Consider the following 14,372-nt stretch of genomic DNA (forward strand, 5'->3'; position numbering starts at 1 on the left):
TGTACTCGTTCCGTAAAAAAGCCGTCCTGCCAGACGCCGCCGACATCCTCCCCGGCCGCACCACCGCGCTGCGCGTCCCCGAAAAGCACTTCGTGAACGGCAATCGCATCGTTCCGCCGTTCCCGGCGGGCGCCAAGCTCGCCCTGTTCGGTTTGGGCTGCTTCTGGGGCGCCGAACGCAAGTTCTGGCAAGTCCCGGGCGTCTACAGCACGTCCGTCGGCTACGCCGCCGGCGCCACGCCGAACCCGACCTATGAAGAAGTGTGCTCCGGCTACACCGCTCACAACGAAGTCGTCCGCGTCGTCTACGACCCGAACAAGGTCAGCTATGAAACATTGCTGAAAACCTTCTGGGAATCGCACGACCCGACCCAGGGCATGCGCCAGGGCAACGACGTCGGCACGCAGTACCGCTCCGGCATCTATGTGTACGACGCCGAGCAGAAGGCGGCTGCCGAGAAAAGTCTCGCTGCTTATCAGGAGCGGTTGACCAAGGCGGGCCACGGAAAGATCACAACCGAGATCCTCGATGCGCCGGAGTTTTATTATGCGGAGGATTATCACCAGCAGTATCTGGCGAAGAATCCGGATGGGTACTGTGGGATTGGGGGGTGTGGGGTTAGCTTTTCTTTGCCAGAGGAGTCAGAGACAGCGAAGGCATAATCGTCGGATAACTTGAGAATCTCTCCGTGCTCCGTACTAGGTTGCTGCGTGGGTTTTAAGAAACGATCTTACGATGAATCGCCGCAGCGGAGAGCTAGTCTACCCAGCCCGTACTGACGTTGCTCAATTCCTCCAGCAGGCTGAAGCCGAACTGCCCGTTGGTCTCGACAAACTGAGCGATTGATCCCGTGGGAAGGTTCTGCGGCGCCGTTCGCCGCAATCGGCCGTTGCTGCTCTCAAGAAGCGATATCTTCTGGTTCGTCCCGCCCACATTGGCGATCTCGACGACGAATGACGCGAGTCCCAACAGCTGCCGGGCCGCCGCTTCATCCTCGTGAACGAGACCGAAATGTTGCTTGAACAGGAAATCATTAGCTGATCCGAAGGCTCGCGTCAGCCACTGCTGAGCGGACATCGTTACGGCCTGTCCATTCCAGGCAAGTTCGCCGTGATACAAATGGATCTCGGCCGAGTCCTCGACCACTACCTGCAGCTTTGGCAAGTAACTCATGTCTTTGTAGCGAAACAGCTTGGCGAGTCCGAGGACGATGCGGGCTGGATTGTAGATGTTGACTGATACCGTGGCGTTCGGGCGAGTCCTGGCTACTTCCGCCAAGATCCCTCTAAAAACAGCGCCCCAATGATCATCGCCGACTAGCACATCCCGCGCGCTTTGCTTCAGCTTCAACCAGCTCGGGCTATACTTCGGCGACGCGGTACTCGTGAGATAGTACGCGGCGCCGCCTTCCTGTCGGGTTGCTGCGATCACGAGGTCGCGGTTGGAGAGAAGCTGTTGGTTGGTCGAGTAGCGACCAGCGCGATGAGCCACTGCGACTTGCCAGCCGCTTGACAGTATGGTCGCCAACTTCTCCGGATTGCCGATCTCGTTACTGTCGCCCATAAAGCCGAGTTTCCTTCGAAACTCGACCAGAAAATTCTCATCCGCGGGCTCGATCTCCGCGTCCCACGAAATCCTGCGTTTCGTGGCACGGATTTCTCGGGCTGACATCGTCTGAAAAGGACTCGAGAAGACTAGATAGATGCCGTGGGGAAAGATGACCTTCTGATTGTCACCCCGATAGTCCAGGCTCAAGATAAAAAAGTCCGAAAGCCCGGCGCGTTGTGCGGCGCTGATAACCCGAGGGTAGTTGGCATCACGCGTCGCGACGTCTGTGAACAGAATGAGGTCCTGGCAGCAGCTGGCGATCAACGGTTGGGCAAGCTCATTGGCACGATATACGGTTGCAGAGGTCACGACGCCTGACTGCTCGGCCACGAGGATGAAGCCTTCGGTCGGAACGTCACTGATCTTCAAATACTCGGAGAACGGTACCGCCAGCTCATGCCAGTGGGTGGATACAAGTATGGCGCGCACCTGGTCCGGTCGCAGGCCCTGATCCGCGCGCAATAGGGCAACATACTTCTGCAGTTCGTGAATAGCCGCACGCGCGGCCTGATCACTACGCTTGATCTCTATCACCACGAAGTGACCGAACGCATCGCGAGCTAGAATGTCGATGAAGCCGCCTGTGCCAAATTCATTGTCGAGTTTGTACTCCCTTGATATCAGCGTCAGATTGCTCTCCAGCAATTCCAGATGATCGGCGAGATAGTCTCTTATTCTCGATTCCAGATGATCCGCCAATGGCCTTCCCTCCGTGCTGCTGATTTGCCTAATCTATTACACTTGTACGCCGACTTTCACGAGAGGCGCTGCAGAGCTGGATCATATAACTGACCCACCCTGATTGAATCAGAAGCTCTACATCGTCTAGTCACTGCGCCGTGCCCGTCGCCAAAATTTTGAGGGAGATTATTGTAAATATTCAATTCATTGTCCGAACACTGCTGGTGTTAGTCGTCAAAGAACAGCCATCGACCAATAGAAATTTACATCCAGCAGTATCTGGCGAAGAATCCGGATGGGTACTGTGGGATTGGGAGATGTGGGGTTGCGTTTGAAATTCCGGAAGAAGCACAGGGATCGGCATAGCAATGCAGTGAAACTGCGGAGGGACTGGGTGATCGTGAGCGAATCCGCCAGTGGTTGGTTGCGGTCATCTTGAGTTTGCCGGTCGATTCGCTGTCTCGGCCAGCGTCCTTGTCAGGAGTTGCTCGGTTACGATTACAAAAACCACACATTGTTGAGTTACTTCTTTGATTTCTCTTGGTGAGAAATGAACCTTGGTGGCGAGCTCATGACAGATGATATGGCGCATCTCAAAAATCCGATGTAATCCTCGCCATATTGCCTCGCTGATCTCCGCCATTGGGAATGGCTCGTCGGAGTCGTGCGGCGTGAAACTCTCGGATTCGAGTTTCTTCATAAAATCTTCGCCCAACAGAGTGCTGAAGTTCCTCTGAACATCAGATGCGCTCTTGTGTGGCAGTAAATGCGCAATCAACTCGCCGCCGCTGGCAAAACCACCTTCAACGGCCAACACAGGTTCAATTGAGAAGCGCAGATCCTTCAGTGCGCGGGCGTTCGTCAGGAATGGATCTCCGAAGTTGATCAAGTCAGCGTATGCGAGTCGGCAGAAGCCCTTGAACGCGGCTACGTGCGCAACTGGCATGTATCGAAACAGCTCATCGCGCGCACGCTTCGGCGCTTGATTCGGAGTATCTATGTGCTTGAAGGCGTAGCTTAGTTCAAGAAGCCGTCTCGCAGCGTGCTGCCAGCGCGACCCACGCTTGTGGTGGCGTCCCTTCCGAGCCAGGATCTCGGTAATGTAGTCTCTCTTGGGCATGCTCTCGCCCTCTTTTGTTTTCGACTTGATCTAACTACTGGTGCAGTCGACTCGCAAGGTTCGCTAGTCACAACGTGGCTTTGCTCATCCGGCCTGAGCTCTCATCGTTTGTGAGTGGCCCTTTCACGCGGCTGATTTGTCAGAAAGCCTACGTGGCGTCCGACGTTCGAGCTTGATCATGAGGATGGCAAGCAGGCCGATGGCTGCTTCGATGGCCACGACCATGGACAGCTTGACGACGAAGGAGATGTTGGCGGGATGGAAGACGGTGGTAACGAACACGAGGGTGCTGGCCACGCCGAAGAAGCGCCTGCCGATAGTGCGCTCGCGATTGTCGTTGAGAATGCGCAGAGCAACCGTGGTCCAGTGATCGCCGCCAAACGGATCCGTCGACTTTCTGGTCACGTGCGGAGGTCCTCGGGAGACAGTCCAAGACCGTTCCACGTCTCAACCGCAGCATCATTCTGGCTCTGGCGTAGCTCGTTGATTTGGTCTTGCAGCCGGGCCTGATGTTCGAACAACGTATGCAGGTGCTGCTGCTGCTCTCGGGTCGGGATGATCACTGGGAGTTGCCCGAGATCCGCGAGGGAGATATTCGGAATGGTTGTGCCTGTCACCACCGCCTGTAACAGCGATTGAAACAGAGGCGAGCGCAAATACATCAGTAAAGCGGTCGGTCTTTCGATGAGAGAGGTTTCTCGCAGGCGCAGGATGACGAATGCCTGCGACGGGACGATGGTCGTCTCCGGCATGGCGATAGCGCTTGGTCCAATCACTCCCTTGACAGCCAGTAGCAGATCTCCTCGATTGAGGACCTGTCGGGCGTTACGACGCAGGCTCTCTGCGTCGACGTAGCGCATGCGCGCGCCGCGTGTAACAAAGCCGTGAATCGGAAGCTCGGCGGGGTGCATTTCACCGATCTCGATGCCGGCGTCACTCTGCGAGGGCAGCGCCTGCGGCTTGATTATCTCGACCAATTCTCCCAGCGGCATGCGAGGCCGATTCCCGGCGGCTTTCTTCAGTGCTTCTTGCGCCTGCGTGCTGACATATTTGCGCACCGTAAGGTCGAAATCTCGACTGGCGATTTCGGTGCTCGAAACCTCACGGCTCAGTGGTGAGGTCGGGTGCTGGATATTTGCAAGCAGTTGCGATTGATTCACGAAGCGGCGTGGGGTCGCGCGCTGCTTTCCTGGGTCCTTGCCAACGTACGGGTCGCCGGCGCAGAAAACGGTGTGGTTGTCGCTTTGTTTCTTATCTAGTAAGAGCAATGAAAACGGAACATAGTTTGGTTCCAGTAGTCCCGCTGGGAACGAGATGACGGCTTTCAGCCTGCCGTTCTCAACCAACGCCCGGCGCAGTTCAGCCTCGGGCCCGCGAGCAAATAGAAAGCGTGCGGAGACGAGCACGATTGCGACACCGGATGTGTGTCGTAAAAGATGTTCCACATAGAGAGCTTCATCAGTCGCTGCTCCCAGGGGGCTGCGTGCTGCGTAGCGCGCTTCATGATCGGCCTCGATGCGGCCGAGCCGGGAAGGTATGGCAATCGTGGGAGTCGTTCGATCTAGTGGCGATTCGTAAGGCTGCTCGAAAGGGTGTCGCTCTTCCACCAGCGCTTGTACGTCTCGCAATAGGGCGCAGATCAATGTCAGCGTCGCTTGATACGGAGACACCAGCTTGGGTACCACTCCCCGCCGCATGGCGGCAACTGCGACGGCTTCCGACGACGCGCCGAGGAATGTCACGCCTTCTGCTTTCTGTACGTGTCTGGCTATTCGTAGAATCAGATCCGAGAGCTCGGGACTTAGCACCTGTGTTTGACGATTTAGCGGAATCCAGGCGCGAGCAAGCTCATCGGCCAACCAGGCGGCGCCGAGATGGTCGAGAGTGTCGACCACGCGATGGCTCAGTTCGCTCAGTTCCAGATCCCGTAACTCATTGAGAATGGCCATCCGAGTACTGAAGAGCTTGCCGACGTTATCATCCGTGGCGGTCGCCAACGCTCGGAAGCACTCCTGTGCATGCCTGACTCCTCTTAATGGGGCGCTCCGATCACCAGAATCTTCTTCATGCAGATGTCGGCGCGACAGGTGGCGCCAAACGGCGATTTGCCCAATGAGCTGGAGCCCCTCTTGCGGGGACAGGCGCGATTTCACCGACTCAAGGATATGGTTGATCCTTGAAGACGGGAGAGCGACGGGTTGAGAAGTTTGGCGTCTCACTTAGACGCGGAAGATGCCCCTACTCTGTTTTGTTGTCAATCACGGCGTGACTCTATCCAGTCACGCTGTGATTATGATAGTTTACATCTCCTGTCTAAGGACGACGTGTGGTGGCAATTTCAACGGTGACCTGTGGTGATCAGTTGCCTACTAATCTGTCATTTCTTGACCAAAGCATATGTCGCGCATATGCTGAGCACGCCTAAGTTCGAGGTTTGAGCATGAAGCGTCCCTCGTCCCATAAACGCAAAGTGGTGTCGCGAGCCGTCATGCCGAAGTCGGCCGCTGGAATTGCCACCAAGCGCGCATCGATATTCCGTAACGGAAGTAATCAAGCTGTGCGGTTACCCCAGGAGCTGAAGTTCCCGGAGAACGTCAAAGAAGTACGCATCCGTAAGCAGGGAGACGCACTGGTGCTTTCACCTGTACGACCCGACTGGTCGTCTTTCTTCGCACTTCAGACTGAGGTGCCCGATGACTTCCTGGCCGATCGCGGCGATCTCCCGCCGCAGTCGCGTGAGCCTTTATGACTGGGTTCATGCTGGACACGGATATCTCCAGCTACATCATCAGGCGTCGTCCTGCCGCACTGGCTGAGAAATTCCAGAAGCATGCCGATTCTTTGTGCGTCTCCGTAATGACAGCTGCAGAACTGCGGTTTGGGGCTGAGAAGGCAGGCCGTCCGCAACTCGTCGAACTGGTGGAAGGATTCCTGGAGCGTCTCGCGATTCTCGATTGGACAGACGGTGTTTGTGCCCACTACGCACGAATTCGCTCTGCTCTGGAGCAGGCTGGTAAGCCAATCGGCAATATGGATCTGCTCATCGCGGCCCACGCGGTTTCACAACGCATGACTCTGGTGACGAACAATCTCAGGCACTTTGCGCATGTGCCGGGTCTCAAGTCTGAGGTGTGGAGCTAGGTTCTGAGGTGTCGAGGCACGTAGTGCGTGGCATCGGTACAACTGGGGCTCACGCGCTTACGCCGCCAAAAGTCTGCGAAAGTTATTCTCAAAATGCTATTGCCAGGCTGAACTTCAGGGCCGCATTCCTTCCCAACGCTCATACTGTTCGGCTTTCTCGGCCGCCGGATCTTTGCGGCCGTTGAGCCAGAAATCGAACCAGTCGACATTGCCGCCGCTCACCACCATGCGATCCCAGGGTTTGACGAGCGTGTGCGTGCCATCTTCAACCATCACCAGCTCTACAGGCTTGTTCATTCGCCGCAGCAGGGTGAACCACTCCCAGTCGTTTAGCAGGCTCTCCGGATTACCCAGCGGCAGCATTCGCAATGGAGTATCCACCTTGTCAATGTTGAAACTTGGGCTGTTCTTCAGCCAGGTCTGGAATCCGGACTCGTAAGGCTTGTCGCCAATGACGCGTTCGAACAGCTGGGCTCGATCGGGCTTGTTGGCGTACGCGACATAGCTGAAATAGCTGCCATCGTATCCGTCGGATACGGCGGCGGCGGCGAAGCGGTAGCCTGGGCGCGAATGTGACAAAGCGTACTTCACCGACCAGCACGTAAAGCTGAAGCCGATTATGCCCACCTTGTTACGGTCGATGAGGCCGGCCTTATCCAGGTGATCGATCGCGCCTTCGTAGATCGACTGTTCCAGTTGGTGCATACCTGGCGTGTTAACTTTGGTCGATACCCACTGCTGCCAGGCTGCAGCGTTGTCTTTGGCGGGGAAATCCCAGGCCTGCAACACCAGCATGTCCTTGTTCGCCAGCGCCTGCGCGGCGAAAGCGCTGACGAAAATGCCGTCAACTGCAAACAGCTCCGGCATCCATCCGTGAGTTTGAATCACAAGCGGGTAGCGCTTGCCGCGCACGTAATCTGGCGGGTAATAAAGTCCCCCGCGCACGTGCGTTCCGTCGCTGGCCTGCCACTGGATCTCCTCCTGCCGGGCGAGCTTGAGATTTTTGAATTGCGGATTCAGCTCCAGCAGTGTCAGCTCCTGTTTGGTGCTCGGGTCAAGCACGACAATGCGCGGCGGCTGGTTCATGCCTTCCCGCAAGCTGACCTCCGCGGGGCTGCGCCAAGTCGAGGGCGGCTCAATCGCGCGCCAGCCGCTCTTCTGTTTTTTGAAGAACGTCCGTTGCAGGCCATCTGCGGTTTGGCGTATCAACGTGGCGACGTTGGTCGAGCTCTCCCATCGTTCTATTCTTGCCATGTGCAGAATCTGTTCCGGCGCGAGCGCCCGCACTGCTCCAGACAAATCTATTTCCGCAGTGAAGGGCCCCGACAAGCGTCGCTGCCGCTCCTGCGCACTCACGCCGTCGATGGGCAAATACAGCAGCGTGACCAGAGCCGAGGTGCTGTCCGCCGCCCATTTCCCATCAATGCCGCCATCGGCACGCAGCTGCGGAGCATCGACCCGGGTGCGCACCGCACCTGTTTGCGTATCGATGATGATGAACTGCACGCTGCTCATCGAGTGCGCGATCAGAGGATCCGTGTAGGCGCGCCATTTCTCCGGAGCCGAGCTGGCGAAGACTCGCAGCAGCGCGTGACGCCCGTCCGGTGAGAGCAGGGGCGTAAAGTCCTCATCGAGCCCGTCCGGTACTTCGATGCGTTTTGCGCGATCTGTGCCGTCGGCGGAGGCGCCCGCCGCCAGATAGTAAAGCTCACCGCCTCGGTTCGGATCGGGTAGAAGCCGGCCCGCCATGAGCTCTGCCAGAGACTGCTCTTCTACGACGATGCCGCGACGTCGCGTCCGGTCGTTCCATATATCCGATTGCGGTTCCTCGGCCATGTACAGGACGCTCGCGCCATCGGCGCTGGCGCTATAGCTCGATACGCCGGTTCTGGAATGTGTGAGCTGTTTGAGTGTGCGTGTGTGAATGTCGACGCTGAAGACCTGACGCTCCTCGCCGGGCCGTTCGCCGAGAAACAGCAGCGTACGGTTGTCCGCCAGCCAACGGGGAGAAGCGAACACTTCCCGATTCGAGCGGGACGACATGCGCAATATCACGTCCGGCTGCGGCGCGGGTACTTGCAGCAGGTCCTTGGAACGGTAATGGAGCAGCGAGTATTCCGTGACGCCTTCGCTAAGGTTGCCCCGCCGAAGCACGATGACCAGCTGCGTCTGGTCCGGCGAGAAGTGCGCAACCCGGCCGACCGACTGATTGTGATGCCAGTAATCCGGGTCCCCGAGGTTCGTCATCTCGATGGCATCCGCCTCGGTAAATGCACGAGCCTGCAAGTTGGCTACCGGAAGATCGGCGGCGATGGCCTGGGAGCCGGGCATGAGCAGAATATTGAACAGGAGGGCACGAAGCAGTTTCGGCCAGGGCTGTCGCTTTCTCATTCTGGTTCACCCGCGTACTACATGCCATTGTTAGACGGGCGAGTCGGCCAATATCCTCAAGGCCGGATCATGAAAGCATTGTCCAGAGACTCTATTGGATGAGACCGGTACGAAGCTCCTTTTCTCTACCGACACGCACGCGCAGCGTGTATGTCAGCGGGAAAAGCTCTTTGGTCGACGTCCCCAGCGATTTGGCGGCTGCTCGGCGGTCTGCCGCGTTGCTGGGGTCCACCACAACGTATTTGGCCTCTGGCAGCAGCACAGCGCCATAGATCTCGAGGCCTTCAGCGGTCGTTACTCCGATGAAGCCCGGAAAGGTTGTGCCTGTTGGTGTGCGAAATTCGGCGGCCACAGTAAGCGAGTACTGGCCTTTGCGTACCACCTGCGCATCGACCGGCCGCACCCAGGTTTCGTCCCGATCCTCGGCCTCCTCTTCATCGAGCGCGTATTCCCAAATCGGAAACGCGCTCAAGTCGCTGGCGGTGAGCTCGTCGATCGGCTTGCGGGTTTTCAGCGTCGGCCGCTTGGTTTTCGTGGGCTTTGATTTCTTTTGTTTCATGATGCGGTAAGGCCGTGCCATTGCCACGGATCTTCAGGGTGCCTCGCACGTTTGTATGCTCCGTCGATCGTGGCCCGGATTCTCCAGTAAACCGGCATGCAGTACTGAGAACTGCATCAAGTGGCCGTCGGTCCCCGGCTGCAGGAATATGCAGGTCGCGGTACTCTCCGCGCGTCGGATGCCTGTGACAATGAAGTCTAGACCAACATCCCGGAGTATCGATATGTTCAGGGCCGCAAGCGCGTTCTGCATCTGTCTGCTGTTATCCGGGCATTCTCTGGCGAACGAGCCGGATCCCGCCCCGCGTGCTTTCGTCACGGGGGTTTATCAGATGAAGATCAATGGCAGGTTCGTGCAGCGGTGTCTGTTAGAGCCGCCCGCGGCCGCGGAAGACAGAATGGAAATGGAGCGTCTGGGAGACTGCTCGAGGATGCAGATCGCCGAGGCCGAGAAGGCGGCACGGGCAACTGCGAAGTTTGCGAAGAAATTCGAGCCGCTGCGACGGACGATTCTCGATCCGACCGGGACGTTCAACGCCTCGCGGATGATCGCCGATTTATGGGCGCTCGAAGCGGTGGCGATGCGGATCGGCCAACAGTCGCCGGAAATGAGCCGGCTGTACAGCATGCTGTCGCTGGTCGAGGCCAAGCGCGGCAATCATGTCGATCAGCTCGTCCTGGGCGAAAGAAGCCTCGATATTCATGCGATGAACCGGGCGCTGACCGATGAGGAGGTGTTCTATCTTCATCACGATCTGCTCGCGGCGGCGGAGAAGTTGAAGCTTCCGGATAACGCGGTCGTCCACGCCCGCGGCGCCGTCGAATGGATGGACAGGGTCACGAGCCTCGACCAGCTGCAACGGTTCGGACTGCGCGAGAGCCTGGGATACTGGTTGCATGAGGCGGGGCAGTTCGAGGCGGCGAAAGCCAATAACCAGGCCCTGCTCGCCGATGCTGAACGAGCGCTGGGCAGCCATGACGGTGCGCTGAGCGGCGTGCTGAACAATCTCGCGCAGAACAGCTACAAGCTGGGCGAGCTGGAAGCCGCTGGCCAATACCTTTCGCGCTGCCTCGAGATCGCCCACCTGCACAAACGGGTTGAAAGGGAATTCGACGTCCTCTTTCAGTTGGGCGTGCTTGCGCAGGAGCAGGGTGACAGCGAGCGCGCCAGACGCCACTTTCAGCAGCGGCTGGAGCTGGCGGAGCGCGAGCACGATGAGGACCTGTACATGCAGGCGGTTGCAACACTGGATGAGCTGCAATCGCGTGCCCAAGCGGACAAGAACGATCGAGGTTCCCCGTGACGTTTCCTGTGATGGGCCGTTGGATTTTGTTAACCGGTACTCGACTCCCGGATCAACTTTAGGTTGAATCCCCGTCGCGAGCAGCTACTCTGGGTGCCCACATGGCAGCAAACGACACTGGCCCCGGCGGCGTTCCCGTTTCGCCCAAAGACGGCCAGATCGACTTTTCGAAGTACTCGACCGAACAGCTGCAGGATCTGCGGCACACGATTGACGGTTGGTCGCATCCTCAGAATCTGCGCAACCTGCTGGCCGAATTGTCGAAACGCGAATCGGCCGTGCCCGAGGCCGTTGCATTCCGCGACTCACAGGAGTTCGCCGTCCGCTTTACGCCGGGCGACGGCATCGTCGGCTGGGGACAGGGCGTGCTTTCCCGCTCGGTTCTGTTCGGCAGCGGCGTCATCCGGTTCGAAGGCGCGGATCTGGCGATCGTCGGATGGCAGAGAAACTGGATGGGCGTTGCGCTGGAGACAGAGCTGCGCGTGAGCATGGCCGATGTCAGCCATGTGCAGATGGACGACTGTTCGGTGAGCTTCGAGGCGCGATTTCAGAGCGGCCGGCGACGGAACATTCGATGCCTGGTCGAAGATGCAGCCGCGAGGCAGGCCATCTTCGACAAATTGCCGGCGACCCGGGTCTCCGCGCTGAGCGCATCAGCCGCCGAATGGCGCGAGTTCAATCATGAGCTGAACAGAATGACGCCGCATGCCTTTGTCACGGGCATGCTGATCCTGTCGAATGTCGCGGTGTTCGTCGCGTTGTTGTTTTCTGGATCGGGGTTCTGGAACGCAAACCTGGAGACGCTGACCCAATGGGGCGCGAACACGACGCCGCTCACGACGGATGGTCAGGTCTGGCGATTGGTGTCGGCGCTGTTCCTGCACGCCGGTTTTATCCATCTGCTGCTCAATATGTGGGTGCTGTGGGGCATCGGTCGGTTGACCGAGCGTCTGTACGGAAATGGGCTGTTCGCTGCGATCTATGCGGGCGCCGGGATCATCGCCAGCCTCAGCAGCGTTGCGTGGCATCCCTTTATCCTTAGCATCGGCGCATCGGGTGCGGTCTTCGGCGTCCTCGGCGCCTGCCTTGCATTCTTCCTGCGCAGTCGCACGTACATTCCTCCAAGCATCGTCTGGAGACACGGGCTCGCAACGTCGGCCTTCATTCTCTTCAATCTCGTCAGCGGGTTCATGAGCGAAGGGATCGACAACGCCGCCCACGTCGGCGGGCTCTTGGCGGGATTCGCTCTTGGAGCGCTGCTCGCTCGTCCCGTTCAAGACGATGAACGTATCGCGCTGAAGCCTCTGCGAGTTGCGGGCGCGACAGGGTTCGTGGTGCTCGCGATCGGGAGCGGCTTCTGGCAAATGCAAGTCATGGCCACCAACCGTCCCGTACCGGCCCAGTACTGGACGACGCATCGCTGGTTTATCGAAGGGCAAGCCAAAGCCTTGCAGAAACACGCGGAGCTGCAGGCCGCTGCGGTGTCGGGCGTGATGAGCTCGAGCCACTTCGCCCAGCGATTCGAGCCTGAGGTATTCGTTTTCTGGCGCGACGCTCACGAACGATTGAAGGCGGAGCCCGTGCCGCGAGAAGCCGCACTCAAGGAATTCTCGGCCGACGTGACAGAGTTCACGCGCCGCCGATATGAGTGGGCATCGGCACTGCTGGACGCCGCAAAGACCGAGCGCGCTGCGGACTTTAGCGACGCGGCGTACTACTTGCGTTCTGCGGATCAGGCAGCGGCGAGATTGAACAGACACGAGCTTCGAGCGCTGAGCGATCCTTCGCATGCCTTGTCGCAGAGCCGTTTCGTCAGCCTGCTGCGCAATCTTCCTGCTCGATTCACATGGAAGTGCGTGAGCGAGGAGGTCGGCCCGATCAAGGGCAAGATAACCGATGGCTATGCGGCACGACATGCCGCCGGCTGCGATGCCCAACGCGCCTTCGAGACCGAGGATTTCGCGTCGCTCGACGCCATGCTGCATCCAAACGACGGCGAGCTGGTGAGCTTCGACGATGGCGGCAGCCGGGTGGAAGCTGCGATCGCCGGACTGGGTTCGTTGTTCAAGGAAGCCAGCACCCCTGCGCCGACGCTTTCGCTGCTCGCGAAATGGCGGCGGGCGTTTCCGCTGTCGGACGGGCCCGACCTGATCGAAGCGCTCCTGTTCCAAAGTTGGGCCTGGCAGGCGCGCGGACACGGTTATGCAAAAGAGGTGTCGCCGCAAGCATGGGCCGAGTACGCGCTGCGGCTCGAGATGGCCGACGCCGCCTTGAAGGATGCAGCCGACAAGTCACAACAGAGCCCGGCGTACTATCCGCTCGCAATTGCGCTCGGTGTCGATCGGTCCGAAGACCGCAAGGGTCTGCAGCAGCTCGTCGACTTCAGTCTGCAAGACTTTCCCGAATACTACCCACCGCATCGGGCGATGCTCCGGGCGCTCTTGCCGAAGTGGGGCGGCTCATATGTGGAGATCGACGACTTCATCGAGCATGTCGAAGATAAAGTGCCCGCCGAGAGACGGCGTGAGATGTACGCGAGGCTGTACACCACATTGGCCGGGCTCGAGGGCGACGAGGTCGATCTGTTCCTCGAGACGATCGCGAAGTGGCCGAAAGTGAAAGAAGGCTACGAGGACATGTTGGATCGCTATCCAGACAGCGACTGGCTGCGAAACGTGTATGCCTGGATGGCGTGTCGCGCAAGGGATGCCGAGACATATCGCGCAGTAGTGTCCGAGCTCGGCGATCGCGTGCTTCCGCAAGCGTGGATGGGCAAATATTCCATCGAAATGTGTAACGAACACGTGAGCTCTGGACCCAACGCCGCTCAGTTCGGCAATTGAGGTCTGATATTGACAACCCTCGAGGAATTGCGAATCCTCTGCGCGCGGGTCGATAACAAGAAAGATCGGGAGCAAGGAATGGGGGCTCATCGGATGCCGGCTGCACGTGCTGGCGTTAGCCGTGGCGTGCACAGCATCTGCTGGGTGATGTGTGCGTTCTCATTGATTTATATCAATCCGAACGCGGCGCTCGGCGAACAGCCGCAGCCCGAACGCCTGTACACGTTGGCCGCCGGCACGGAAGTTCATCTGAGGCTGCTGGAAACGGTCGCTTCTCATACTCACAAGCGTGGCGACCGCTTCAAACTCGAAGTGGCGCAGCCGATCGCCATCGATGAATCCATCGTAGTGCCCGCGGGCTCGCCCGCGATCGGTGAAGTGGTTCACGCAGCCAAGCCGGGCATGTCGGGCAAGGCCGGCGAGCTGATTCTGGCCACGCGCGCGCTCAGCATCGGCGAGCATGAAGTAAAGCTGCGTTCGTTCACTGCGGGTAATGGTGAGAACCGGCTGGCGCTCGCGACGGGACTGGGTGTCACGCTCGGCATCCCGGCGCTGTTTGTCGTTGGCAAGAATCTGGTTCTGCCCGCGGGTACCGATGTGTATGCGAAGGTGACAGCGGACACGGTGTTGCCTTCGGTTTTGGAGGTGGGAACGGGGGAGGTCTCGCAGCCTGCCATCACGGAGTCGTCAACGGAGATCAGTAACAATGAATCGGATTAGGAATGG

At 58.7% G+C, this 14,372-nt stretch carries 13 protein-coding genes and 1 pseudogene; 8 read left to right on the forward strand and 6 right to left on the reverse strand.

Going from position 1 to position 14,372, the window contains the following annotated elements; translation table 11 throughout:
* Window positions 1-662 (forward strand): peptide-methionine (S)-S-oxide reductase MsrA (gene msrA, locus GYH35_RS26005; RefSeq protein ID WP_407700228.1); only part of this gene is annotated, 662 nt, incomplete at its 5' end.
* Window positions 663-756: 94 nt separating this feature from the next.
* Here the strand turns inward: msrA and GYH35_RS26010 are convergent.
* On the reverse strand, window positions 757-2,307 hold the full coding sequence (locus GYH35_RS26010) for an endonuclease NucS domain-containing protein (protein ID WP_161829922.1): 1,551 nt from the start codon (window positions 2,305-2,307) through the stop codon (window positions 757-759).
* Window positions 2,308-2,547: 240 nt separating this feature from the next.
* On the opposite strand from GYH35_RS26010, the pseudogene GYH35_RS35520 reads away from it, so the two are divergent.
* A pseudogene (locus GYH35_RS35520) lies at window positions 2,548-2,655 on the forward strand (peptide-methionine (S)-S-oxide reductase MsrA); the annotation flags it as partial.
* A gap of 64 nt (window positions 2,656-2,719) precedes the next feature.
* Here GYH35_RS35520 and GYH35_RS26015 read toward each other — a convergent pair.
* From GYH35_RS26015 to GYH35_RS26025, 3 genes are all read right to left on the reverse strand, one after another.
* Window positions 2,720-3,409 (reverse strand): hypothetical protein, encoded by a 690-nt coding sequence (locus GYH35_RS26015; protein ID WP_161829923.1) that lies wholly within the window; start codon window positions 3,407-3,409, stop codon window positions 2,720-2,722.
* A 123-nt stretch (window positions 3,410-3,532) separates the two neighbouring features.
* A complete protein-coding gene (locus tag GYH35_RS26020) occupies window positions 3,533-3,814 on the reverse strand; it encodes a hypothetical protein (protein ID WP_161813151.1) in 282 nt (93 codons plus the stop codon).
* Window positions 3,811-5,406, reverse strand: coding sequence for an N-6 DNA methylase (locus GYH35_RS26025; protein ID WP_161813152.1), 1,596 nt, complete (start codon window positions 5,404-5,406; stop codon window positions 3,811-3,813). Before GYH35_RS26025 ends, GYH35_RS26020 begins: the two co-directional genes overlap by 4 nt.
* Window positions 5,407-5,849: 443 nt before the next feature.
* Between GYH35_RS26025 and vapB the strand changes: the two genes are divergently transcribed.
* Window positions 5,850-6,158 carry a type II toxin-antitoxin system VapB family antitoxin gene (gene vapB / locus GYH35_RS26030; protein WP_202624705.1) on the forward strand — a complete coding sequence of 103 codons (309 nt, stop codon included), beginning with the start codon at window positions 5,850-5,852 and terminating at the stop codon, window positions 6,156-6,158.
* An 8-nt stretch (window positions 6,159-6,166) separates the two neighbouring features.
* Window positions 6,167-6,550, forward strand: a complete 384-nt coding sequence (locus GYH35_RS26035) for a type II toxin-antitoxin system VapC family toxin (RefSeq protein ID WP_202624707.1) — start codon at window positions 6,167-6,169, stop codon at window positions 6,548-6,550.
* Window positions 6,551-6,664: 114 nt separating this feature from the next.
* Here the strand turns inward: GYH35_RS26035 and GYH35_RS26040 are convergent, their stop codons facing one another.
* Window positions 6,665-8,593 carry a hypothetical protein gene (locus GYH35_RS26040; RefSeq protein ID WP_161829924.1) on the reverse strand — a complete coding sequence of 643 codons (1,929 nt, stop codon included), beginning with the start codon at window positions 8,591-8,593 and terminating at the stop codon, window positions 6,665-6,667.
* Between the two features lie 57 nt (window positions 8,594-8,650).
* Here GYH35_RS26040 and GYH35_RS26045 point away from each other — a divergent pair, with 57 nt between their 5' ends.
* Window positions 8,651-9,043, forward strand: coding sequence for a hypothetical protein (locus tag GYH35_RS26045; protein WP_161829925.1), 393 nt, complete (start codon window positions 8,651-8,653; stop codon window positions 9,041-9,043).
* On the opposite strand, the gene GYH35_RS26050 is transcribed toward GYH35_RS26045, so the two are convergent.
* Window positions 9,033-9,521 (reverse strand): hypothetical protein, encoded by a 489-nt coding sequence (locus GYH35_RS26050; protein ID WP_161829926.1) that lies wholly within the window; start codon window positions 9,519-9,521, stop codon window positions 9,033-9,035. The two genes, GYH35_RS26045 and GYH35_RS26050, sit on opposite strands and share 11 nt — an antisense overlap.
* Before the next feature lie 127 nt (window positions 9,522-9,648).
* Between GYH35_RS26050 and GYH35_RS26055 the strand changes: the two genes are divergently transcribed.
* The 3 genes from GYH35_RS26055 to GYH35_RS26065 all read left to right on the forward strand — a co-directional run bounded on the left by GYH35_RS26055 (window position 9,649) and on the right by GYH35_RS26065 (window position 14,366).
* On the forward strand, window positions 9,649-10,803 hold the full coding sequence (locus tag GYH35_RS26055; protein ID WP_161829927.1) for a tetratricopeptide repeat protein: 1,155 nt from the start codon (window positions 9,649-9,651) through the stop codon (window positions 10,801-10,803).
* A gap of 101 nt (window positions 10,804-10,904) precedes the next feature.
* The gene (locus tag GYH35_RS26060; RefSeq protein ID WP_161829928.1) at window positions 10,905-13,646 is read left to right on the forward strand and encodes a rhomboid family intramembrane serine protease; all 2,742 of its coding nucleotides are present in this window, start codon (window positions 10,905-10,907) and stop codon (window positions 13,644-13,646) included.
* Window positions 13,647-13,739: 93 nt separating this feature from the next.
* Window positions 13,740-14,366: a hypothetical protein gene (locus GYH35_RS26065; RefSeq protein ID WP_161829929.1), complete on the forward strand. Its 627-nt coding sequence runs from the start codon at window positions 13,740-13,742 to the stop codon at window positions 14,364-14,366.
* Window positions 14,367-14,372 lie beyond the last annotated feature (6 nt).

Origin of the sequence: Steroidobacter agaridevorans, assembly GCF_009932555.1 — a bacterium.
GTDB lineage: Bacteria > Pseudomonadota > Gammaproteobacteria > Steroidobacterales > Steroidobacteraceae > Steroidobacter > Steroidobacter agaridevorans.